Source organism: Acinetobacter sp. YT-02, from assembly GCF_002412355.1.
Lineage (GTDB): Bacteria > Pseudomonadota > Gammaproteobacteria > Pseudomonadales > Moraxellaceae > Acinetobacter > Acinetobacter towneri.
In genome coordinates this window covers 1-21,869 of the sequence record NZ_NOZT01000044.1, presented here as the reverse complement: position 1 = coordinate 21,869, position 21,869 = coordinate 1, and the positions used below count along the sequence as shown (strand labels likewise).

The 21,869-nt window shown below is 39.4% G+C and carries 20 protein-coding genes; 13 read left to right on the top strand and 7 right to left on the bottom strand.

Features of this window, described 5'->3' with window-relative positions; translation table 11 throughout:
• Window positions 1-18: 18 nt before the first annotated feature.
• From CF596_RS11295 to CF596_RS11285, 3 genes are all read right to left on the bottom strand, one after another.
• Window positions 19-1,017 carry an IS481 family transposase gene (locus tag CF596_RS11295; protein WP_096902511.1) on the bottom strand — a complete coding sequence of 333 codons (999 nt, stop codon included), beginning with the start codon at window positions 1,015-1,017 and terminating at the stop codon, window positions 19-21.
• Between the two features lie 87 nt (window positions 1,018-1,104).
• Window positions 1,105-2,094, bottom strand: a complete 990-nt coding sequence (locus CF596_RS11290) for an AraC family transcriptional regulator (protein ID WP_096902510.1) — start codon at window positions 2,092-2,094, stop codon at window positions 1,105-1,107.
• Window positions 2,091-2,762: a GGDEF domain-containing protein gene (locus tag CF596_RS11285; protein ID WP_242439156.1), complete on the bottom strand. Its 672-nt coding sequence runs from the start codon at window positions 2,760-2,762 to the stop codon at window positions 2,091-2,093. The genes CF596_RS11290 and CF596_RS11285 overlap by 4 nt, the downstream gene beginning before the upstream one ends.
• Before the next feature lie 661 nt (window positions 2,763-3,423).
• Here CF596_RS11285 and CF596_RS11280 point away from each other — a divergent pair.
• The 8 genes from CF596_RS11280 (at window position 3,424) to CF596_RS11245 (ending at window position 13,494) form a co-directional block, all read left to right on the top strand.
• On the top strand, window positions 3,424-5,796 hold the full coding sequence (locus CF596_RS11280; RefSeq protein ID WP_242439155.1) for a TonB-dependent receptor: 2,373 nt from the start codon (window positions 3,424-3,426) through the stop codon (window positions 5,794-5,796).
• A 58-nt stretch (window positions 5,797-5,854) separates the two neighbouring features.
• Window positions 5,855-7,822 (top strand): phytase, encoded by a 1,968-nt coding sequence (locus CF596_RS11275; RefSeq protein ID WP_096902507.1) that lies wholly within the window; start codon window positions 5,855-5,857, stop codon window positions 7,820-7,822.
• A gap of 72 nt (window positions 7,823-7,894) precedes the next feature.
• On the top strand, window positions 7,895-8,581 hold the full coding sequence (tolQ, locus tag CF596_RS11270) for a protein TolQ (protein ID WP_004646183.1): 687 nt from the start codon (window positions 7,895-7,897) through the stop codon (window positions 8,579-8,581).
• A gap of 6 nt (window positions 8,582-8,587) precedes the next feature.
• On the top strand, window positions 8,588-9,034 hold the full coding sequence (gene tolR / locus CF596_RS11265) for a protein TolR (RefSeq protein ID WP_096902506.1): 447 nt from the start codon (window positions 8,588-8,590) through the stop codon (window positions 9,032-9,034).
• Window positions 9,031-9,810 carry an energy transducer TonB gene (locus CF596_RS11260; protein WP_005104755.1) on the top strand — a complete coding sequence of 260 codons (780 nt, stop codon included), beginning with the start codon at window positions 9,031-9,033 and terminating at the stop codon, window positions 9,808-9,810. Before tolR ends, CF596_RS11260 begins: the two co-directional genes overlap by 4 nt.
• Window positions 9,811-9,936: 126 nt before the next feature.
• Window positions 9,937-11,397 carry an alkaline phosphatase gene (locus CF596_RS11255; protein ID WP_228127847.1) on the top strand — a complete coding sequence of 487 codons (1,461 nt, stop codon included), beginning with the start codon at window positions 9,937-9,939 and terminating at the stop codon, window positions 11,395-11,397.
• A complete protein-coding gene (locus CF596_RS11250) occupies window positions 11,394-12,887 on the top strand; it encodes an alkaline phosphatase (RefSeq protein ID WP_096902505.1) in 1,494 nt (497 codons plus the stop codon). The genes CF596_RS11255 and CF596_RS11250 overlap by 4 nt, the downstream gene beginning before the upstream one ends.
• Window positions 12,880-13,494 (top strand): hypothetical protein, encoded by a 615-nt coding sequence (locus tag CF596_RS11245; protein WP_096902504.1) that lies wholly within the window; start codon window positions 12,880-12,882, stop codon window positions 13,492-13,494. Before CF596_RS11250 ends, CF596_RS11245 begins: the two co-directional genes overlap by 8 nt.
• Window positions 13,495-13,758: 264 nt before the next feature.
• On the opposite strand, the gene CF596_RS11240 is transcribed toward CF596_RS11245, so the two are convergent.
• Complete coding sequence (locus tag CF596_RS11240) at window positions 13,759-14,490, bottom strand: Fic family protein (protein ID WP_096902503.1); 732 nt, start codon at window positions 14,488-14,490, stop codon at window positions 13,759-13,761.
• 493 nt (window positions 14,491-14,983) lie between these two features.
• Between CF596_RS11240 and CF596_RS11235 the strand changes: the two genes are divergently transcribed.
• Both CF596_RS11235 and CF596_RS11230 read left to right on the top strand, forming a co-directional pair.
• The gene (locus CF596_RS11235; protein WP_096902502.1) at window positions 14,984-15,181 is read left to right on the top strand and encodes a hypothetical protein; all 198 of its coding nucleotides are present in this window, start codon (window positions 14,984-14,986) and stop codon (window positions 15,179-15,181) included.
• Between the two features lie 532 nt (window positions 15,182-15,713).
• Complete coding sequence (locus tag CF596_RS11230) at window positions 15,714-15,932, top strand: hypothetical protein (protein ID WP_004972907.1); 219 nt, start codon at window positions 15,714-15,716, stop codon at window positions 15,930-15,932.
• Between the two features lie 114 nt (window positions 15,933-16,046).
• Here the strand turns inward: CF596_RS11230 and CF596_RS11225 are convergent, their stop codons facing one another.
• The 3 genes from CF596_RS11225 to CF596_RS11215 form a co-directional block, all read right to left on the bottom strand.
• Window positions 16,047-16,412 carry a hypothetical protein gene (locus CF596_RS11225; RefSeq protein ID WP_096902517.1) on the bottom strand — a complete coding sequence of 122 codons (366 nt, stop codon included), beginning with the start codon at window positions 16,410-16,412 and terminating at the stop codon, window positions 16,047-16,049.
• 232 nt (window positions 16,413-16,644) lie between these two features.
• The gene (locus CF596_RS11220) at window positions 16,645-17,361 is read right to left on the bottom strand and encodes a hypothetical protein (RefSeq protein WP_096902501.1); all 717 of its coding nucleotides are present in this window, start codon (window positions 17,359-17,361) and stop codon (window positions 16,645-16,647) included.
• Between the two features lie 109 nt (window positions 17,362-17,470).
• On the bottom strand, window positions 17,471-18,169 hold the full coding sequence (locus CF596_RS11215) for an exonuclease domain-containing protein (RefSeq protein ID WP_096902516.1): 699 nt from the start codon (window positions 18,167-18,169) through the stop codon (window positions 17,471-17,473).
• 251 nt (window positions 18,170-18,420) lie between these two features.
• Between CF596_RS11215 and CF596_RS11210 the strand changes: the two genes are divergently transcribed.
• The 3 genes from CF596_RS11210 (at window position 18,421) to rnk (ending at window position 21,682) form a co-directional block, all read left to right on the top strand.
• Complete coding sequence (locus tag CF596_RS11210) at window positions 18,421-19,683, top strand: alpha/beta fold hydrolase (protein ID WP_096902500.1); 1,263 nt, start codon at window positions 18,421-18,423, stop codon at window positions 19,681-19,683.
• Between the two features lie 177 nt (window positions 19,684-19,860).
• A complete protein-coding gene (gene glyA, locus CF596_RS11205) occupies window positions 19,861-21,114 on the top strand; it encodes a serine hydroxymethyltransferase (RefSeq protein WP_019836649.1) in 1,254 nt (417 codons plus the stop codon).
• A 163-nt stretch (window positions 21,115-21,277) separates the two neighbouring features.
• The gene (gene rnk / locus CF596_RS11200; protein ID WP_004972920.1) at window positions 21,278-21,682 is read left to right on the top strand and encodes a nucleoside diphosphate kinase regulator; all 405 of its coding nucleotides are present in this window, start codon (window positions 21,278-21,280) and stop codon (window positions 21,680-21,682) included.
• Window positions 21,683-21,869: the final 187 nt, after the last annotated feature.

Here is a 21,869-nt window from a genome sequence, read left to right as displayed (position 1 = left end):
TTCGCTCTTCCAAGTCAGCTAAAAATGGCTGACTTGGATCAAGTCTGAACTAATACATTTCAATTTAGCGATCTCTAAATCCATCTTGTAATTGGCGTGTTGAATCCGTTCATTTGATGGGTTGTATTGCTTATGGACCTCATCAGAGAAAGGGGTTTCTTCACATAATACAAAGTACCTTTCCATCGGTGTTTTACCTTTCAAAGCTGAATGTGGTCTCATCCAGTTATAGTAATGCTGCCATTCGGCTAGCTTGTCTTGGATATCTTCAGATTTAATATCGACAGTAGCGTAGAACTCAGATTTATCAGTCTTTTGAGAACGCTCTACCTTGCCATTCAAATGAGGTGAACCTGGTTTATTTGGCCTAAATTTGATTCCATGCTTCATCAATTTTTTCTGTACTTTTTCAGCAAAAAATTCCCGCCCACGATCGGTCTGTATTCTGTGTATGGGAAAAGGCATTTCTTCAATTACGCAATCTAAAAAGTCGAGCGTATTCGCTGCTGTTCGGCGTTTATATATCCTTAAAACGCGATATCGTGTGCAGTCATCGATAGATGTGTACTGATATAGCCCAGGACCCAATTTACAGGTATCCATTTGAATTCTATCGCCTGGTAATGGGCGCTCATAACGAATGAAATCTACTTTACGATGGAATTTTTTAATCGGTTTGACTTGATGGGTGTATAGTACTTTATGGATAGTCGCTAAGGACAACGAGACTACGTGCAACCTCATCAATTCTGTTTGCAAACGTCGAGCACCCAGATTTCTAGCCGAGCGCATTTCCAATATTAAGGCCTCTAGCTCAGCATTGATTTTAGTATTTGGAGATTTTAATGGGCGTTTACTCTGACTACTTAATCCATCAATACCTTGCTCAGAATATCGTTTCCACCACTTGCGTAATGTTGGTCTAGAAATGCCACATCTCCGACAGACTAGGCCAGCATCATTGATCTCTTCAAATAATTTGACCCATACGAGTCTTTGTTGAATTTCTCTGTTCATAGACACCAATTATATTGAAATGATGTCTATGAATCACACACTTAAGTTGCTATTCAGTCCAAGTCCAGCCCAACAGAAATAGCTCAATTAGGATGTAACTAGGCTACTCCAGCGCTTAAATGCCCTTTTAAAATTATGTATATCATTAATATTTAAATAGTTTGCTATTCTCTCATCACTATAATGATGTAATTCTTTTAATTGTATTGATGTGAATAATCTAGCTTGGTCTAATAGTTGCTGATAACTAGTATGATGTTTATGCAATCTTCTTTTAAAACTAGCAATACTCATTTGAAAATATTCAGCACATTCCTCAAGATTCGGTACTTGGTGAACATTGCGAATAAGAAAATTAAAAACTTTTTGAAGAAAACTCAGTTCTAATCCTAATTGCTGTTGTACCAACTTTGCTTGTCGATAATAAGCTTGACGCATTGCACTAGTTTGATAACTCTGCTTTTGTTGGCTCTCACAAATATCGATATGCATGGCATTGACAAGGTTGTTAAACTTAATGTCCTCTCCAAGATGTTCCCAGAATTGTTCAATAAAGTTTGGCTCTGCACCCACAAAACTATAACTAATATTCAATTCCTCTTGCATGCTATTCATCAAAATAGCCCGAAGAGCGGTCATAGCACTAATTGCTAAATAATTAGCATGAATCTCCTGATTATTTAACCAAAATAGAATGATCTTTTTTTCCGAATAAAATGCAACGGGAATGCACCATGGGGTTAGGAATATATGAAATTCAACATAGCGTTGTACGGCTTCTTTTATATTCTGACTGTAGGCAATTGCATTTAAGGCAGGGTGAGTTAAAGTTTCAATATAACGTTGCCCAAACAGAAATTGAACTTCCGGATGGGTAATACTCTCATGCATATTTCGTATCATTTGTATCAGTTGTTCTAAACTCACAGCATGATTCTCTGTGATCAAACTCTCAAGAAAAACGGGCGTTCCCTTTAAAATAATATTGGGATTTACACCGTATTGCTCAGCCAAATCAATCAATAATGCAGGGGCCAGATATGTGGGTAAAATCAATTGATCGTTTTGATAGCTCATACCGAAACCTTTACATTGTTTAGCTTTCGATGCTGCTGAGTTTTGATTTGTTTATATAGTTTTTGAATTTCTACAGCTGGATTTTCTTGATGTACTTGACTAATGCTATAGCTGCAATCTATTTTAAATTTATGAAAATCTTCAGATGTATAAAATATTTGTGACTGAATACATTTTTGTAATTCTCTAGCCATTATTTCGACTTGTAGTTCTGTCAAATCAATTAACATCAAAATAAACTTATCTCCTGCTAAACGACAAACTAAGTCACAAGGTCTTATGTTCATACTTATCGTCTGAGCAATCATAGAGAGCACTTGATTACCTGATTCAAAACCAAATTGTCTATTGATCAAAGTTAAATTTTTTAGATTGATCATCATCAAATGTATGTTTTTTTCTGAATTATTTCGCTGACTTATTTCATATTGTAATTGTTGTTTAAAGTATTGAGCATCTGCCAAGGGGGTAATTGCATCAAATAAACGATGATCGCGAAATACATGCTCTTTGGTCTGTAGCTTTTTGGACAATACCAATTGTTCTTTGTGCCAATTAATCATAGCAGCAGTAACTACAATAAAGCCGATTGGTGTGGTAAATGATTCTAATAAATCATCCCAAATCAGTGAGTCGGGTATTGATATAAATTCATCCAGTACATCCATCCATAAAGCCAAAAATACACATACCAACCCACAATAGAAGTAGCGCGTCACATATCCTCTTGGGCGACTTTTAAGAATTAGATAAATCCATAATAAAACGAGTATACAGGCCAACCCCTCTCCGAGAATATCAATGACCTGAATTTCATTTTGAGTTTTGAAACTACCAAAAAAAATAAATAAAGCTAAGCAGATCAGAGCAACAGTGATAATTAATAAAAAGTATCGTGGATAGTGTAGAAAGGGTTTTAACATAGCAGGGGTGTGGTTATCGTTTTAATAAAGCTAATCAGTATTTGATGACAATTTCATTGCACTGATATTTTCTTCAACCTTTCAAATTAGCTCACTATAAATTTAAAAAAGCCACTTAATTTCCTTTTAATTCTATAGTTCACATGCATTTAAGTCATTCGACACGAGGCTTGAAATCAATATCTCCCATCAAATTAGCTCAAATTGAGCTAGAAAACTTATTTTGCGAGACTTGGATTATCTCCTTGTCATCATTTAGTCATTGTGCATATTTAAGGTGCTCAACAAACAGCCATCGCGCTATTTGGGGAAATAACAAATGAGCACTCACTGCAGTAAGAAAAAATCACCTTTCACTTTTAAAGTCACTACCTTAGTTTTATGTATAACAGCTATTGGTCAAAGTATGGCTGCAGAAACAAAAACTGAATATGTTCGTGTTGTAGGTCAAGCAGCAAGTATTAATGAAGCCTTGAAAGAACAACGAAAATCAAACTCTATAGCTAGTGTAGTACATGCCGATGCTATTGCGAAGCTGCCAGATGACAACGCTGCTGAAGCACTACAACGTATTCCTGGTGTTTCTACAGAACGTGACCAAGGTGAAGGTCGTTTTGTGACTGTGCGAGGTTTAGGAGCTGATCTGAATACCGTCACTATTAACGGCACCTTAGTCCCAGCACCAGAAGCAGGACGTCGCGGTGTTGCGTTAGATGTCTTGCCAGCAGAACTTGTACAGTCATTAGCTGTGGTCAAAACGTTGACCCCAGATATGGATGCAAATTCACTTGGTGGAACAATTGAGGTAGAGAGTTTATCTGCTTTTGATCATGACGGTCTGTTCTATACTGCTGCGGTTGAAGGTGGTTATGATGATAAACGTGAAGAGTATAGTCCTAAAGTTTCAGGCGCGGTCAGTCAAAAGTTTAGTCTAGGTTCGGGTACTGACAATTTTGGTGTTGCGGCAGCACTTAGTTGGCAAGAGCGTACCTTTGGTTCAGATAACGTTGAAACCGGAGGGAAATGGGAGGATGGCCTGCTCGAAGAAACAGAAATGCGTCAATATGATATTGAACGTGAACGTCTGGGCGCGGGCCTGAATTTCGATTTTCGACCAAATAAGAACAGTGAATACTATTTACGTACCTTATATAGCCGCTTCCAGGACAATGAAACCCGTCAGGCTGCAGGTGTTGAATTTTCCGATCCGCTCGCCATAAATACACCAGGCAGTGCAGAAGTAGTTCGTGAACTGAAAGAACGTGAAGAAACCCAGGAAATTAAATCCTTTGTACTAGGCGGCAAAAATCGTTTTGACCAATGGACGCTAGAAACACAAGTGGGCTACAGTGAAGCATCAGAAAAGAATCCTGGTGGTATTGCTGAAGCAGGGTTTGTAGGTGAGTTTGAAGATGTAGAGTATTCAAGTACACGTATTCCCGTGGTTAAGGGTAATGCTAGCTTTTATGATGCGGCACAGTATGAGCTTGATGAAGTAGAATGGGAAAAAAGTACTGCCAAAGATAAAGAGAAAAATGCCAAGTTTGATCTTAGCCGTGACTATTTGATTAAAGATTATGCTTCTGTTTTTAAATTTGGTGCAAAAGTCAGTCAGCGAACTAAAACGAATAATACAGATATCTGGAAAGTAGAGGATTTACAAACTTTACCTGCACATTTTGGACAAAATGGTCACTATGAACTTGCACAGTTCGGCCCGACCTTGTCTAGTGGCCCGATCCATAACCAACTGGCCCAGCTCAACCTGAATGACTGGCGAGATGCTGAAGAATCGGTCATCAACGATTATAAAACTTCGGAAGATATTCATGCCGCTTACGTCATGAATACCATTGATTTTGATCGGTTACGGGTCATTGCGGGTTTACGCTATGAAAATACCGATTTTGAAACACAAGGCTATCGGATTCTGGATGGTGAAAGCACGGCTGTTTCGACCCAAAATGATTATGATCACTGGTTACCGAGCCTGCATCTTAAATATCAGTTGAGTAGCGATGCTATTTTAAGAGCCGCATGGACCAATACTGTGGTACGTCCAAACTTTGAACAATCTCGACCGGGGATTTATATTGATGGTGATGAAGCCGAGTTTGGTAATCCAAATCTTAAACCGCTGGAAGCTTCCAACTTCGATTTAGGCGTAGAGAAATACTTTGGTGATGCCAGCGTAATTTCCATGAATGCGTTCTATAAAGATATTGATCACTTTATTTATAACGCTAACGTTGCAGGCACTGGTGACTGGATCGATTTTGATGAAGCCATGACTTTCAAAAACGGTTCATCCGCCAAAATTTACGGTGTAGAACTCGGCTATAGCCAAAAATGGCATAACTTCATCTTTGGTCTCAACAGCACCTTCAGTCGTGCCAAAGCCGATATTGATGGTATGGTCGATGGTGAATTGATGACCCGAACCATTAATTTCCCAAGCCAATCTAAAGTGGTCGGTAATGCCATGATCGGCTGGGAAAACGACCGTGTGGGTCTGCGTCTTGCCGCCAACTATAAATCCCGTTATCTGAATGAAATTTCTGGCATTGATGAGCCAGAAAAAGATTTATATACCGATGATCAGGTGTTTGTTGATTTGAGCGGTCATGTGAATTTTAACAAAAATATCCAGCTGTTCTTTAATGCTCAAAACCTGACCGATGAAGTGTATTACAACTATAACGGCAATCGTCATTATAACGCGCAATACGAAGAATACGGCCCGAGCTATAAAGTTGGTCTGAAATTCACACATTTCTAAGCCTTTAGCTCACCCAAAGCCACTTTGGCTTTGGGTACTTTTTATTTAGAGAAAAATCATGACAATGCTTTTTAAATTAAGCACCTTCTGTGCAGCGCTTGTGGCTTTATCTGGCTGCACCTCCTCTGCTCATACCCAAAAGAACACCATCAGCAGCCCGCTTCATCTGGAACAAACTCTTTCAGCATTGGATCAGCCTGCGCTGCCGGTGGAGCAAATTTTCAAGTTACCCATCACCGTCGAAGATGCACATTGGATTGAGATTGATGGTTTAAATGCTCAAGTGCTCACCAGCAGCAAAACCCAAGGCCTAAGCCTGTGGAATTCAAATGCCCAACGTGTACAGCATATTCCCGGCTCGTTCAGTAAAATTGACTATCGCAGCATTGGCCAACAGCTGATTATCCAGACCACTGATTTACTACAGCAGCAACCGATCATTTTCCGTTTTGATTTAAACACCGGAACCTGGGCAAAGCCTGTCTATCTGGCGGCCCGTAGCTTTAAAACCGAAGATAACTGCCTGTATCTCACGCCTGATCAATCTTTATATAGCTTTCTGGTGGGAGAAGAAGGTATCGGGGAGCAATGGATGATTCAGTCTGGAGGCTCAAACCAGATTAGCCCTCGTTTTATTCGTAACATGAGCCTGCCACCCAACAGTGGTTTTTGTGTGGTAGATGACTATCAAGACAAACTGTATATCAATGAAGAAGATGTGGGCATTTGGGCCTATGAGGCAGATCCTGAAGCAGATCTGATCCGCTATCCAGTAGATTTGAATCATCCGCATGGATCAATTCTAGGCAATGTTAGCGGACTAAGCTTGATCGACAATGCACTGGCAGCAATGGATGAATCCAAAGCTATGCTGTACCGCTATCGCATTGAGGGTACTTCATGGCACAAATTACCTCCGCTCTCTCTACAGAATGTAGATGAGCCTGAACGTATCAGCCTGAAAGGTACCCAAGACCAGAAACAGCTATTACTGGTTGATGATCAGATCAAGCTATTGAACATTGACTGGACCACGCAAGCCCTGCCTCCTAAAAAAGCAGGCTTAGCCATTCCGGCAGATGTCGAAACCGATTTGGTTCCAAGCCGTGGTGATGCGGCTGATGATCCCGCAATCTGGGTCAATCAGGCTAACCCACGTCTGTCACGTGTACTGGGTACAGATAAACAAGGTGGCCTTGCGGTCTACGACCTGAACGGGAAACAGCTGCAATACTTAAAAGTCGGCCGTCTGAATAATGTTGATATTCGACCGAATTTCAAATTGGGGCAACAGACAGTCGATTTAGCCATCGCCACCAACCGCGATCAGAACAGCCTTCACCTGTTCAGCATCCATCAAAAAACTGGACAGGTCAAAAATTTAGGAGAACTGCCAACAGATCTCAATAACATCTATGGATTCTGTATGTACCAGAACCGGCAAGGTGAAACCTTTGCCATTCCAAACGATAAAAATGGCACTTTTGTGCAATATAAGATTCAAAGCAAGGCAAGCGGCCTAAGCGCAGAGGAAGTCCTCAGGTTTAAAGTGTCTAGTCAGCCTGAAGGCTGTGTGGTGGATGATGAACATGACCGGATCTATGTCGGTGAAGAAGCAAAAGCGGTGTGGACCACCAAGCTGGATGACCCTAAGCAGATTCAGCTACAACCGGTGATCACTGTTGGGGAACAGGTCAAGGCGGACATTGAAGGACTGGCCATTTATAAAGGTCAAGTTCGTGATTATCTGGTTATTTCCAGCCAGGGAGATGACAGTTATGTAATAGTCGATGCTGCCGCCCCTTATCAGCTGCGCGGGAAATTTAAAATATCAGCCAATCTGAATCACGAGATTGATGCGGTCTCTGAAACGGACGGGCTTGAGGTGACCTCAGCCAATCTGGGAGGTATCTGGAAAAAAGGCATGCTGGTGGTTCAGGACGGACGTAAGCGTATGCCAGAAGGCAATCAGAACTACAAATATGTGGCCTGGGAAAAAATTGCACAAGCCTTGGGTCTGGAATAACACTTTTCATCAGGTACAGTGCACCGTGCTGTACCTATATTCGAATTAAATTATGATTTTATTGAGGTTTTTATGTCAAATCCAACTACGGCACAGCTTTCAGTATGGGAACTGATTAGCCATGCCAGTTTACTTGTTCAAATGGTCATGCTGATATTATTGTGCGCATCGGTCATTAGTTGGTATGTCATTATTAAGCAGGGGATCAAACTGCGTCAGGAAGCATTAGCAAATAAAGTTTTCTTAGGGCATTTCCACCAACAACAATTTCCTCTTAGCATGGTAGAAGAATCTGAACAAAAAATGTGTGGTTTAGAACAAATCTACCAAGCTGGACTAGATGAGTTTAATGCCCTCAGAAATGCCACAACTTCGGTTTCATCAGTCGAGGTAACGGATCAAGTTGAGCGTCGTCTTTTAAGCAGTGTCACGGAACAGGAAGAAAAACTGGAAAAGCACTTGAGCTTTCTTGCGACAGTTGGTTCAGTCAGCCCATATATCGGTTTATTTGGAACTGTATGGGGCATCATGAATTCTTTTATTGGTCTATCACAACTTGAGCAAGCAACACTTTCAGCTGTAGCTCCTGGTATTGCAGAAGCTTTGATTGCTACAGCCATTGGTTTATTTGCAGCTATTCCGGCTGTGATTGCCTATAACCGCCTAAGCGCACGTGCAGAAAAAATTTCTAATAGCTACTACAGTTTCGGAAATGCGTTACAAACTCGAATGCTACGTTTTTTACAAGCAGGAAATTAACAACAGATGCAGAAACGTCAGAAAAAGCGTGCGCTCAACGCAGAAATGAACGTCGTTCCTTATATCGACGTGATGTTAGTGCTGCTTGTAATTTTTATGGTCACTGCACCCATGCTCACCCAGGGGATTAAAGTGAACTTACCAAATCTAGAAGCAGAAACATTGGTCACCCCTAAAGATCAGAAAGTAATCACTATTTCTATTCAGGAAGAAGGGCAATACTACTGGAATGTTGGGGAAACTGTCGATACAAAACAAGTGACAGATCGGGCAACCAACTTGGCAGAAATGAGAGAGAAGTTATCTCCATTGTTACAGAATCCTCAGGACCTGCAAGTTTTCATTCGTGCTGACAGTACTGCCAATTATGAACTTGTTGCTCAGACGATTGGTATTTTGCAACAAAGTGGTGTTGAGCAATTAGGCTTAGTGACTGAGGAGCAAGATCAGTGAACAGTATCTCACAGATCAACTCTAGCTCTGCTGTCGCTCTATCTATCACTGCGCTACTGCATGCAACTGTGATTTACAGTTTATTGAATCAGAACTTTGATAGTCCTATCAAAGAGGTAGAGCCAAAAACTGTACAGGTTAAATTTGTACAGCTTCCCAAAACTACAGTATCTTCACCTCAAGTTGAACACGCTCAACCTGAACCAAAAGTGACTCAACCCTTAGCAACCCCTGTTCAGCCCTTACCGCCTCAACAGGCTGAACCTGTCAAAACAAATCAGACATCAAAGCCACAACCTCAAAACAAACCTTCACCAAGTAACCTAGACAAAGCAGTTGTTAAAAAAACATCAACTAATGATTCAGCTTCTATAATATCTTCCACTGCTGAAGAGCCTAAAAATATTACCCCTACACCCATCAAGTCTGATGTCTCAACAAACACCGCTACACCTGTAAATAAGCCTGCAGCGACTGAAAAGGTTAAAACGCCTCCAACCTTTGATGAGAAAAACTATAAACCGATTTCAAAGCTTAAACCTGATTATCCAATGCGTGCTTTGGAAAATGAACTTGAAGGGAACTGTACTATCGAATATAGCGTGAATACCCAAGGGCACGTTATTAACCCTAAGGCCTTATCTGACTGTGATCCTGTGTTCATTCGCCCTTCACTCAATGCGGCTCGTCAGTTCAAATACCAGCCACATATTGTTAATGGTCAGGCTGTTGAAGTACCTAAAATTAGAAATACCTTTGAATATCGAATTGAATAAAGGCCACTAAATATGCTCACCTCCTTGCATTACCTGTCCTCGTTTAAACTTCTAGGAGTTTCATTATGCACCAGTATGCTTATAGGTTGCCAAGGCATTCCTGATACACAGGTTTCTAGTCGTCAAATGTCTGTGAAAGCTCCTAAACAAGTAGTGTTCTTTATTGGTGATGGAATGGGCATCACGACATTGACTGCAGCAAGAATTTATAAGGTCGGTGAATCAGGAAGTTTAAGCATTGATCAATTGCCAGAAACAGCATTTGTCCGAACATTTTCAGAAAATGCTCAAGTCACTGATAGTGCCCCCTCTATGGGAGCCTATATGACCGGCGTAAAAATGAAAAATGAAGTCATTTCAATGCAAACAGGAACTAATGCCGTTGAACTAAAAAATGGACAGCAGCAATGTGATACAGATCCAGTAAACCGTAACAAAGTTTTTAGTGAAACCTTGCTTGAAAAGGCAATTTCCGCCCAATACGCAACAGGAATTGTGACCACAACTCGAGTGACGCATGCAACCCCTGCATCGACTTATGCTCATATCTGTCACCGTGATGCAGAAAATGAAATCGCTGCACAATTGGTACCGAGTAAGATAAAAGCAGATCGATATAGCAATTACAACACGCGTTTAAAAAATGGAATTGATGTCATTCTTGGGGGAGGGAAACGCCACTTCCTGCCAACAGAGTCTGGAGGGAAACGCCAAGATGGTCGTAATCTCTTAAAAGAACTTAAAAAACAGGGCTATCAAGTTGTTGAAAATCGTAGTCAGCTGAACAGTTTAGATCCTGCAGATCAGCGCAAAATCATAGGCCTCTTTAATGACTCCCACTTAAATTACGATCTAGACCGTCAAAACAAACAGATAAATGAACCTAGCCTGAAGGAAATGACCTTAATAGCTTTACAGAAGCTTTCATCTAATACCAAGGGTTTTTTTCTGATGGTTGAAGGCGGGAGGATTGACCATGCATTGCATGATACCAATGCAAAACGAGCACTTCAGGATGTGATTGCTCTAGATGACACACTACAGGCAACCATTGATTTTCTGAAAATTAAAGATCCTCTGCTCGAAAATAGTTTAATTATCATCACTGCCGACCATGATCACACGCTCATGTTGAATGGCTATGTAGAGCGTACCGGCCCTTATCTGCCAAGACAGCAAACTAGTGTACTCGGACTTGTAAAAAACCAAAATGGATTAACACGAGACATTAATGGTAATCCCTATCCAGTCATTAGTTTTGGCAATGGGAAAAAGCGTCCAACTCTAAATCGAAATGATGATTCGGTAACTCAATTACGTGATGATGATGAATGTCGTCCTGTGATGAATACCTCATCCTATACATTTAGTTATACACCCTCCTATCAGGGATGGTGTACAGGTGCAGCTGCAGATGATTTTCAGCAGGAGGCCGTTATCCAAACTGGTTTTAAGGATTCTGAGACCCATGGTGGCACAGATGTTTTTCTAGGGGCAATAGGTCAAGGTTCAGATCAATTTTCAGGTAGTTTGGAAAATATAGACGTCTTTTTTCGACTTAATCAGATTATGGGATTTGAGAAATGAAATCTAAATTCAGTATGTTGTTGATTTCATTATGTGGCTGTACATCTGTAATGGCTGATCCACCATCTAATACTCCTGCAAAAAATATTATCTTTTTTCTTGGCGATGGGATGGGACCTACGACAGTAACCGCAAGTCGGATTTACGCAGTTGGTGAGGCTGGTAAGCTTACAATAGATCGCCTAAAACATAGTGCTCGCATTAAAACTTATTCTGAAGATGCACAAACTACAGATAGTGCTCCATCTATGGGTGCCTATATGACGGGCTTAAAAAACAAAAATGATGTGATTTCCATGCCTACAGGCACTCTCGCAAAAGAACCCAAAGATTTAAAACTTGCGAATGGTCAGAGTATTCATAACGCCATTAATTTATGCCAACCTCGAATACCTGAACAAACAGTTCCATCTCTTTTAGAGTTAGCAATACAACGAGGTAAAGCGGTTGGTGTGGTGACCACTGCAGAGTTAACCCATGCAACGCCTGCGGCAACCTATGCTCATATTTGTCATCGTGATGCAAAGTTTGATATTGCAGTACAGGCAGTACCAAATGGATTGGGGTATAACCCAAAACTTAAAGAGGGGATTCATGTACTCATGGGGGGTGGTCGTAACCATTGGACACCTTACCATGCTATCAACAATCCTCAGGGCCGTGCTGATCAACGACATTTAATTCAGGAAATGCAAACTCAAAAGTATCAATATGTAGAAACAGCATCAGCCCTTCAGCAAGCTAATCCTAATCAAAAAATTCTGGGGCTATTTTCAGCGACGTCTCATCTGCATTATGACCTAGATCGAATCAACAAAAATATTGTGGAACAACCGAGTTTGTCTGAGATGACTTTAAAATCTATTCAAATGCTTGAAGCACAGTCTAAGGGACGTGGATGGTTTTTAATGGTGGAATCGGGACGTATTGATCATGCTTTGCATGCCAATAATGCCAAACGCGCATTACATGAAACTAAAGCTTTTGATGATGCCATTCATGCAGCTATACAGCAGGTAGATCTCAGTAATACCTTAATTGTGGTCACTGCAGACCATGATCATGTCATGACTTTTAATGGGTACAATGCGCTAACAGGAAAGACCACGCCAAATCAGCCAGGTATTTTAGGTTTAAATTATCACTATAAAATAACAACACAACCAGATGCATTAGCTAAAAAAATGGCAGATGGCAAACTACATGCTCCTTCACTTGACGTGAATGGTAATACCAATACCGTCTTAGTTTTTGGCAATGGTAAGCGGCAAAGAGAAAATATTCAGCAAAGTGTAACTGAATCTCAGGTATTTGATGATAATTACCAACAAGCTGTTGGTGTACAACTTAATCGGTCTGAAACACATGGGGGTGGTGATGTAATATTATTTGCTGATGGGAAAAATGCTCATTTATTCAAAGGTACTCAGGATAATACCTGGGTCTTTCAACAAATAATCAAGGCGCTAGGGTTTACTGATCATGAATAATAAATGTAAATCCGTATTCAGTTTAGTGTTGATCATTTTATGGATCCCTGTGACTTCCGCGCGCGCTGCTGAACATTTTCAAATTGATTATGAAAACCTACAGCAAGGTCATGATGGTATTACACGAATTGAACGATATTCAAATCTGATGATTCGTGATCAGGGCAACATTCTTATCAAACGTTTAAACAGATTGCCTAGTGACTCTTATAACGATATAGGCAAGCATCAACATTTTGATATTTCAAACATGTCCATCTGGGTAGCTAAGCAGCCTAGAACCAAGAATTTGACCATTCAATTAATTGACTTTGATGCAAATCAACGTATTCATCTTCATGAGATTAATCAGGAAATTTTGGGCTTTCGTAATTGTTGGGAGTGTTACTCCTCTCTTTTACCACAATCAACAACACCGAAGAACAATATAAAAAATGAGTACATTCATCTAGACTATGATAGTCAACACGATATTGTTACAAATTATAAATCTACCCATCATAAAGGCTATAACTCTTTCCAAGTAAAGCCATTACCATCTCAAGAAATGGATTGGGACAAATTGTATAAACTTAATTTAAAACAGTATGATGACTTTAGTGATTGATCTGTTCAGAAAGCATATATATTTCTATATGTTCAAAAAACTGCAGCCTATAGTGTCGTACAACTCAGTATAGACAGAATCTGTTCGCTCATCAGATTGAAATTGATTGAGTAAATCACCACGGATTTATGAGTCACTAGCGATATTCTTTGTACCGCTCATATCTTCAGTGTTACAGCATCTAATGAGTTTATTTTACAAATGATTTTAGATGCAATTGTGGATGGTATCTAGTACTAGGGATCAATACACCGATCAAGCCGATTAAATGCCCAATACAACTTGATAAGGTTTAAATCCTTCAAGTACAGCTTCAGAAACCAACTGGATAAATGCTTCAGTTTTTCCATAAGCCATCCTTTGATCTAGGGCCTCATAGTAGGCCAATCGGTTTTCAACTGTTATTACACAAGGGGGATAACCAGCTTTAAGCAATTCAAGATTCATCAATAGACGTGATGTACGGCCATTGCCATCAATGAATGGATGAATACCTACAAAATCAGCATGTACTTTGGCTGCACGTTCGATAGGATGAAATTTATGTGCGTCATTACTATACCAATCAACTAGCTGAGCCATCTTGTCATTTAATAATGTGTAATCAGGCGGGGTAGACGTGGCACCAGAGATTAGGACATTTTGTTGGCGATAGCGGCCAGCATTATCATCATCAATATTTTTTAAAATGAGTTGATGGATATTGCGAATTTGCCATTCAGAAAATGGTTCTTCTTTTCGAATAATATCTTCAACGTAATAAATAGCGTTTCTATGGTTAATTGCCTCGAAGTGTTCTCTTAATGCCTTCCCACCGACAGTTATGCCTTCTAACACGACTTTTGTTTCTAGCAATGTAAGTGTATTGCCTTCAATTGCATTCGAATGATAGGTCCATCGTACAATAAGATCTTCTTGTAAATTTTTTACTATAGCTGGTGATAGGGGGCGATGCTGATCTAATTTATTTTTTAAATCATCAATAATTTCAAACATTACCTTGTCCCTGAATGTGTCTAAAAGAATGATACATCAAAAAAGAATATTGAAGAAATGATATGTTATATCATTCCTATTTATGGTGCTTTTAATATTGATATAATCAGTACATCATTTCAAATCCTGAATTAGGATTTGAACAAGATTTCTAAGTGATTCAATACACTAAATCTGATTTGGATCAAAATTTGGTCAATAAATTTCAAATTAGCAATATGAAAAAAGTAAATAATATTTATACGGTATTTTTTACGGTAAAGCTCAATGGACTTTTGTTTTTATCAATATAAAACAATATGATAGCAGCAGATTTCGGTGCGCGCTGAGCGCACCAAATTAGTATATAAGCATTGAACTGTAATATAAAAAATAGTTGAAAAGTATATAAAAAATTAAGATAAACATTCGATCTTATTTGCCATAGCCTGATCACGTTTTTCAGCATATAAAACTCACATATTTTAAAACTGAAAAATCTGAGGGCAGCTTCGTGGGCTATATCGTTAAACTCATTCCAGAAAACTTATATTTTGTTCCGCATGATAATGAAATTGGTACCACGGAATTTCGCAGTAAAGCCGTCGCAGAAGGTTTGTTCTACGATTATGCTGACGCAACAGCAATGGTAAAGCTATACAATAAAGAAATGCTGCAAGATGTTGATTATGAAATTGAGTTAATTGAATAATCGTCGACTTCTTATTATTTGAAAGTATCGCCAAGTTATGCAGAAGCTAATCGCAAAGCTGGAGCTTTTAACCGCATAAAATTATGCCGTAACTGAAAATTAAATCAATTGAAATTTTGCTGTGTGAATGTGTTGAAATGTAGTGGGCTATTGCAGCAAAAAATAAGTTTCACTATATTAAAACTACAGTAGGTCATTCAATGTAATAGACGCTACGATGCAGTTGGACGGATCAATGACAGCTCGTTGAGTTTGTAACTCTTGTTCAAACAATAAAATCAGCACTAGCCTTCCAACATAAAAAAACTCGCAGCAATGCGAGTTTTTTCTGTGCTAGAATGAAAAACAAGCAAATTTACTGTGGTTTTGTAAGTTGTAAATAAAATTTTAAAAAATATGTGTTTGAATTTATTAGATAATTTAAATTTAGTTTAAAAAAATACTACATTGTCAAACAATCTAACAACTCACTTTTTTAAAAAATTTATAAGCTATGGTATAAAAAATTTCCGTCAAGAAAAAGGGAACAACAATGACGCAAATCATCGATATTAAAGTTAAAGACCAGTTTAGCCATATTTACGAAGCAAAAGCATTGCTACGTAATATCCCAGAAACTTCATTGGCAGCGGGTTTGGCACTATTTCACAAAATTGAACACATTATTGTGGAAGGTGAAGTGATTTTACCAAGCATCGAACTTTTGTTTGAAAGCCGCGAGTCTGATAGTATTTTCCGTGTGTTGGAGTAAATATTTGTGAGACTACTTTATTTTTAGAAAAGCTCATTTCGATGAGCTTTTTTGTGCGCAGGATTTTTAAAGCACACGTAAATAAAGTGCTCATTAAGTGTAAAACATATCGCTTTAAACCGTCTGATCTTCTACAAGTTGGATATTTACATCGTATTTATCAAACTCTTGAATAATTTTTTGAATGACCGCTTGCCCAATGTCATCATCGGGTTGAAAACTCAACTCTTGATTGGTTTGACTATCAAAACATTCAATTTGCAAGATTTGCCAGAGCTGGGCATCTGTACTTTGTTGAATCACTATGCGTCGCGGTTGTAAATGTGCTGAAATTTGACGCGGCAACACATTGGTAATCGCTAACTGTATTTGGCTTTCCTGATCTTTTGGGCTTAAAAAGGTAATCACCCAATTGCCAACTTTACTGAGTTGCATTGGATTGTCATAAGCATCAAACGCTAAAAAAAATGCATGATTCATCATAACCCTGTGCCTCAACAATTCTAGAAAATACTATATCGCTGATTTTTATCAGTCGGGGCTATGCCGCTAAAGTCTTAGCTTTTATAGGGATAATGAATCTAAGGTGTAGATGTGGATTTATATGTGTTTTTAAGGTGTTGAAAAGTAATAAAAATAAATTAATCCATATGTCCCTGAGCATGGTTTTAATTGTTAAAAAGACTTAAAACTAAGTAAAAAAATCTAAGCTTTAAGTCGGATTAAGCTTTTGCAGAGAGTGGTTGATTTGCTGCAAAATCTGATTGAGTGCTTTCGGTGGTAAACGAGTTTCTTGCAAAGAGGTAATCCATTGCATTTGGCAGAGTTTTAAGCTGCGAATATCCTGCGCTTGTAAAATTCGCTGAATCAGTTGTTTTGCCATTAATCCACAATGACGCTGCAAAGTATCCATCATGAGAAATTTTACATCTTCAAAACTCAAAGCGGTAATTTCAGGCTGTATTTCTGCTTGGGGTTCCGGTTGTTCAGCGGGCTGTTCTGTATTGATGGCAGCTGCAACACGTGCTTCTAAATATGCAGGAACTGAATTTACTTGAAGATGTTGGGTGTGGATTGGTTCTGCCAAACTTTCAGCATGCGCTTGCGGGGTGCTGCTTGCAAGTTGGCTATGAATTTCTGTGTGTAAAGTGGTAGATGATGGCTCTGGCGCTTGTTGCAGCAAAATCTCAGCCGTTTGCTCTTGGTGTCGCAATGTGTCTTGCTCAAGCGCAGCAGGGGCAATTAATTGCATATCTAATAGCTGTTCAATCAATTCAGGTGGTGCAAGACGCTGCTTGAACTGATCTCCGAGTAAATCAAAATCTTCAGTACCAATCAGTACCAATAAACGACGTTGACGTGCATTTAAATCACGTGTGCGCTGTTGTAATGCATCTAGACCGAGTTGAGTTTTTTGATAATTAAACATGTGCCTTAATTTATTTCCCCAATAAATTAAGGCACAGCATAGACTTTGAAAATTACAATAATATGAATAATTTATGACAGCTAAATGCAATAAGATTCACTTGAAACATTTATAAAGTCAAAATGCTGGTATTTTCGAGCGCCTTGCGTAAGTAAGGATCTAAATCTTCTTGTCTTAATAACCATTGCACATAATCGGCAGGAAGGTCAGCAATTGCCGTACCACGATGTTTACCAAAATTGATAATTTGTGGAATACGTGCTTCTTCTGAGGCAGTGTAGAGTTCTTCAATACTTTGAATTTGTAATTGATGAACTTCGTGCATCAAAATATTGGCCGTTAAAATAATATCCATATCGGCACGATGCGCTTTTTTAATCATATCACGCGCTTTTTCGCTGCCTTTGGTAATCATATAAATTAAAGCTGAAATATTGTGTGCTTCAGCATTCGGCCATACACGACGTGCAAGTGCTAAAGTGCAAATGGCTTTAATTTTAGAAGTATCCACACCACATTTTTCTAAAGCGCGAATATCGTAATCAATATTATGCCCAATGATATAGGTGGTTTCGGCAGGTAATTCAAAACTGCTGTAATGCGGTTGATCAATTAAATCCGATTCTAAAATATGATGCACCGCCATCGCTGCGAATGAAATCGGCTCATCGACTTGATATAACTGATCGAAAATTTTACTTTTATCTAGACTGATTTTGCCATCTTGAATTTGAATGGGGGCGTAGGCAATCTCAATGGGTTGTCCATTTAAAGTATGGGTTTCAGTGTCGAGAATAATAGCCTGCATGTCCTGATTCGCTTGCGTCATTCAATAAAAATGCAATCTAACATTAGCCGCTGCGTATGACAAATTGAATTGAAATTTAATAGACAGCTGTATATGTGATCAATTTACTGATTTTTACCGTAAGTGTTTAATTTTAAATAAAATACATTTGCATATTAATTGTTGAAATCTTGCCTGATACGATAAAAAAGCGTACAAATAAAGATTGCGAAGGATGCAATTAATAAGAATATGAAGACAAGGGTAAGCAAATGAAAAAAATATGGTTAAGCGTGGCTTTGGCCAGCAGCAGTTTGTTTTTAACCGCCTGTAATGATGATCATGACGATACGAGTGTTGTGGTTGTTGAGGATGGTATTCCGAAATATAATTTTAGTGCCCCAGTCGTGAAAACAGAGCTTTATCGGGATCAGGGTGAAAATGCGAATAATCTTTTAAATGCAGTGAGTTCATCTAAAACATTGATGACATATAAAATGTTAGGTGTAAATGGACAGGAAACTCAGGCAACTGCACTTGTTTTTACCCCTCAAACAGTTAAACCTGCGGGCGGATGGCCACTTGTAGTTTGGGCACATGGCACAACAGGCGTGGCAGATGCGTGTGCACCGAGCCGTCAAGGTTTAAATGGAAATGAGTACTTCATTGCTAAACTATTGGCAGCAGGTTATGCCGTTGTTGCACCCGACTACGAAGGTTTAGGCGAACCGAGCGGTAAAGAATTACACCCATTCTTAAATTTAAAAAGTGCAGCTTATTCGATTACAGATGCTGTTGTCGCTGCAAGCAAGCTTTTGGGTAATACTGCAGAAACGCGCTGGAGTGTAGTTGGACATTCACAGGGTGGACATGCGGCTTTAGGTGCAGCGCAGTATGCATCGCGTGCGCAGTTAAATTATAAGGGTGCCATAGCTATCGCACCTGCATCAAATTTAGCGTTGGTATTGGCGGGTGGTGAACAAAAAGCAGCTCAGGAGCCAGATGTAATAAAGAAAGTACAGACACTTGTACCATTAGATACGTTTACTGCTCTAATTGCTGCGGGGCTAAGAAATACTGCTCCAACCTTGAAATATTCTGAAATATTTGTGTCACCAACAGATCAACTTGCTGCTCAGGCAGAGTCAATCTGTTATGAGGCATTAGGTGGGAGTATGCTTCAGCCAATGCGAGAGCACGCACAGACTTATGGAAAATTGGATGGTTATCCACGTACTCAACCGAATTTCATGACGACCATCCCTGAAGTTAAAGATTTCTTAACCAATGATTCACAGCCATTAAAAGTGAAAATCAGTACGCCTATATTTATTTATCAAGGAACGGCTGACCCAACTGTACCGAAACAAGTCACGGATTACTTGGTTCAGTCAGCTCAAGGGATGGGAACTAAAATTCATTACGTCACTGATCAGGATTTACCTGTAGAGCAAAAATGGAACCATGGTACTGTGTATGTGAATAATATGGATGAGATTGTCAAAGATGTTCAATCACTAATGCCTATTCAATAAGTTGTTGAATTACGATAAAGATTGATTTGACCTAAAATAGCTCGTGTTTTATCTGAAACATGAGCTATTTTTATGTAAAACTGAGCAAAGTTCATTCTCTCAGTTCACAAACTTTATGCTACAATACGCGCCAATCTTAGCACGGCTTAAAAGCCCTAAATTAATAGGACCTCGCTAATGTTTGCCAATATTTCTATTGCCGAATTTGATCCAGAATTAGCTCAAGCGATCACCAATGAAGATGCGCGCCAAGAAGCTCATATTGAGTTAATTGCTTCTGAAAACTACTGCTCACCTGCAGTAATGGAAGCTCAAGGTTCAAAACTTACCAATAAATATGCAGAAGGCTACCCAGGCAAACGCTACTACGGCGGTTGCGAATACGTAGATATTATTGAACAATTGGCGATTGACCGTGCTAAAGAACTCTTTGGTGCAGATTATGCTAACGTTCAACCACACGCTGGTTCACAAGCAAACTCTGCAGTTTACTTAGCTTTACTTAACCCAGGCGACACTGTGTTAGGTATGAGCTTGGCACATGGTGGTCACTTGACTCATGGTGCAAAAGTAAGCTTCTCAGGTAAAACATATAACGCTATCCAATATGGTTTAAACCCAGAAACTGGCGAAATTGATTACGAAGAAGTTGAGCGTTTAGCGCTTGAACACAAACCACGCATGATTGTTGCGGGTTTCTCTGCGTATAGCCAAATTGTAGATTGGCAGCGTTTCCGCGACATCGCAGACAAAGTTGGTGCTTATTTATTTGTAGATATGGCACACGTAGCAGGTCTAGTGGCTGCTGGTGTATATCCGAACCCTGTGCAAATTGCTGACGTAACGACTACTACTACACACAAAACATTGCGTGGTCCACGTTCTGGTCTAATTCTTGCGAAAGCAAACGAAGAGATCGAGAAAAAATTACAATCTGCTGTGTTCCCTGGTAACCAAGGTGGTCCATTGGTACACGCAGTTGCAGCAAAAGCAATTTGTTTTAAAGAAGCAATGGCGCCTGAATACAAAGCGTATCAACAACAAGTTGTTAAAAATGCGCAAGCGATGGCTGAAGTTCTTATTGAACGTGGTTATGATGTAGTATCTGGTGGTACGAAAAACCACTTGTTCTTGCTTTCTTTAATCAAGCAAGATATTACAGGTAAAGATGCAGATGCATGGTTAGGTGCTGCGCACATTACTGTAAACAAAAACTCTGTACCGAACGATCCACGTTCTCCATTTGTAACTTCTGGTATCCGTATCGGTACTCCAGCGGTAACTACACGTGGTTTTGGTGAAGCAGAAGTACGTGATCTTGCAGGTTGGATTGCAGACATTCTTGACAGCAAAGGTGACGAAGCTGTAATTAATACTGTAAAAGCAAAAGTTGAAGCTGTTTGCGCGAAATTCCCAGTTTACGCAAAATAAGCACAGCCTTGAGAAAAGCCCCTCAAGGGGGCTTTTTTTATGGATGTAAAAAATTGATTTTTCGTTCAATAAGCTGAATTTCTGTTATAACTTAAGCGTATTGAATATGATTGTAGGCAAGCTGATGATGACAGTATTGTCGGAATGACAGGAATAAAAGTAAATGATTAGACCAAAGATTATTATTTCAGAACAAGATTTGCACCGTTTGGAAACGATGCTTGAGCATCAACCTAAATTGACGCCAACGATGCAACATCTAGAAGATGAATTGGCACGTGCTGAAGTGGTTGCGCCACAAGATGTACCGAATAATGTGGTGAGCATGAATGCCCGCGCATTGATTACCATTGCACCTGCAAAAGAACCGACTGAAATTACCTTGGTTTATCCGCATGACTTTAAAGGTGAGAAAGGGCAGGTGAATGTGGTTGCACCTGTCGGGACTGCCATTTTAGGTTTAGCTGAAGGTCAGGAAATTGAATGGCCACAGCCCGATGGTCATATGATGAAAGTCAAAATTGAGAAGATTTTGTATCAGCCAGAGCGTGAAGGCGATTATTTATAATCTGTTTATCATCCTGCGTTAGGAACATTGAAAGCCATGTTGATCATGGCTTTTTTATCAAATGGAGCGTAAAACTCTGTCCTTCAGGTCAGAGATATAAGCGACACGACATAAAGTGTCGTTTGATTTAACTAAGGACTATTTTCCTTGAGTTTTGATTGTTAATATAAGTACATGAAAACCCTTA

What these genes read in the sequence shown, in the direction of transcription:
- CF596_RS11210 (WP_096902500.1), top strand. Translation starts at nt 18,421, where the DNA reads ATGAAAAAAATATGGTTAAGCGTGGCTTTGGCCAGCAGCAGTTTGTTT.
- CF596_RS11220 (WP_096902501.1), bottom strand. Translation starts at nt 17,361, where the DNA reads ATGTTTAATTATCAAAAAACTCAACTCGGTCTAGATGCATTACAACAG.
- CF596_RS11285 (WP_242439156.1), bottom strand. Translation starts at nt 2,762, where the DNA reads ATGGATGTACTGGATGAATTTATATCAATACCCGACTCACTGATTTGG.
- glyA (WP_019836649.1), top strand. Translation starts at nt 19,861, where the DNA reads ATGTTTGCCAATATTTCTATTGCCGAATTTGATCCAGAATTAGCTCAA.
- CF596_RS11295 (WP_096902511.1), bottom strand. Translation starts at nt 1,017, where the DNA reads ATGAACAGAGAAATTCAACAAAGACTCGTATGGGTCAAATTATTTGAA.
- CF596_RS11245 (WP_096902504.1), top strand. Translation starts at nt 12,880, where the DNA reads ATGAATAATAAATGTAAATCCGTATTCAGTTTAGTGTTGATCATTTTA.
- CF596_RS11255 (WP_228127847.1), top strand. Translation starts at nt 9,937, where the DNA reads ATGTCTGTGAAAGCTCCTAAACAAGTAGTGTTCTTTATTGGTGATGGA.
- CF596_RS11215 (WP_096902516.1), bottom strand. Translation starts at nt 18,169, where the DNA reads ATGCAGGCTATTATTCTCGACACTGAAACCCATACTTTAAATGGACAA.
- tolQ (WP_004646183.1), top strand. Translation starts at nt 7,895, where the DNA reads ATGTCAAATCCAACTACGGCACAGCTTTCAGTATGGGAACTGATTAGC.
- CF596_RS11275 (WP_096902507.1), top strand. Translation starts at nt 5,855, where the DNA reads ATGACAATGCTTTTTAAATTAAGCACCTTCTGTGCAGCGCTTGTGGCT.
- CF596_RS11250 (WP_096902505.1), top strand. Translation starts at nt 11,394, where the DNA reads ATGAAATCTAAATTCAGTATGTTGTTGATTTCATTATGTGGCTGTACA.
- tolR (WP_096902506.1), top strand. Translation starts at nt 8,588, where the DNA reads ATGCAGAAACGTCAGAAAAAGCGTGCGCTCAACGCAGAAATGAACGTC.
- CF596_RS11280 (WP_242439155.1), top strand. Translation starts at nt 3,424, where the DNA reads ATGGCTGCAGAAACAAAAACTGAATATGTTCGTGTTGTAGGTCAAGCA.
- CF596_RS11225 (WP_096902517.1), bottom strand. Translation starts at nt 16,412, where the DNA reads ATGAATCATGCATTTTTTTTAGCGTTTGATGCTTATGACAATCCAATG.
- CF596_RS11290 (WP_096902510.1), bottom strand. Translation starts at nt 2,094, where the DNA reads ATGAGCTATCAAAACGATCAATTGATTTTACCCACATATCTGGCCCCT.
- CF596_RS11240 (WP_096902503.1), bottom strand. Translation starts at nt 14,490, where the DNA reads ATGTTTGAAATTATTGATGATTTAAAAAATAAATTAGATCAGCATCGC.
- CF596_RS11230 (WP_004972907.1), top strand. Translation starts at nt 15,714, where the DNA reads ATGACGCAAATCATCGATATTAAAGTTAAAGACCAGTTTAGCCATATT.
- rnk (WP_004972920.1), top strand. Translation starts at nt 21,278, where the DNA reads ATGATTAGACCAAAGATTATTATTTCAGAACAAGATTTGCACCGTTTG.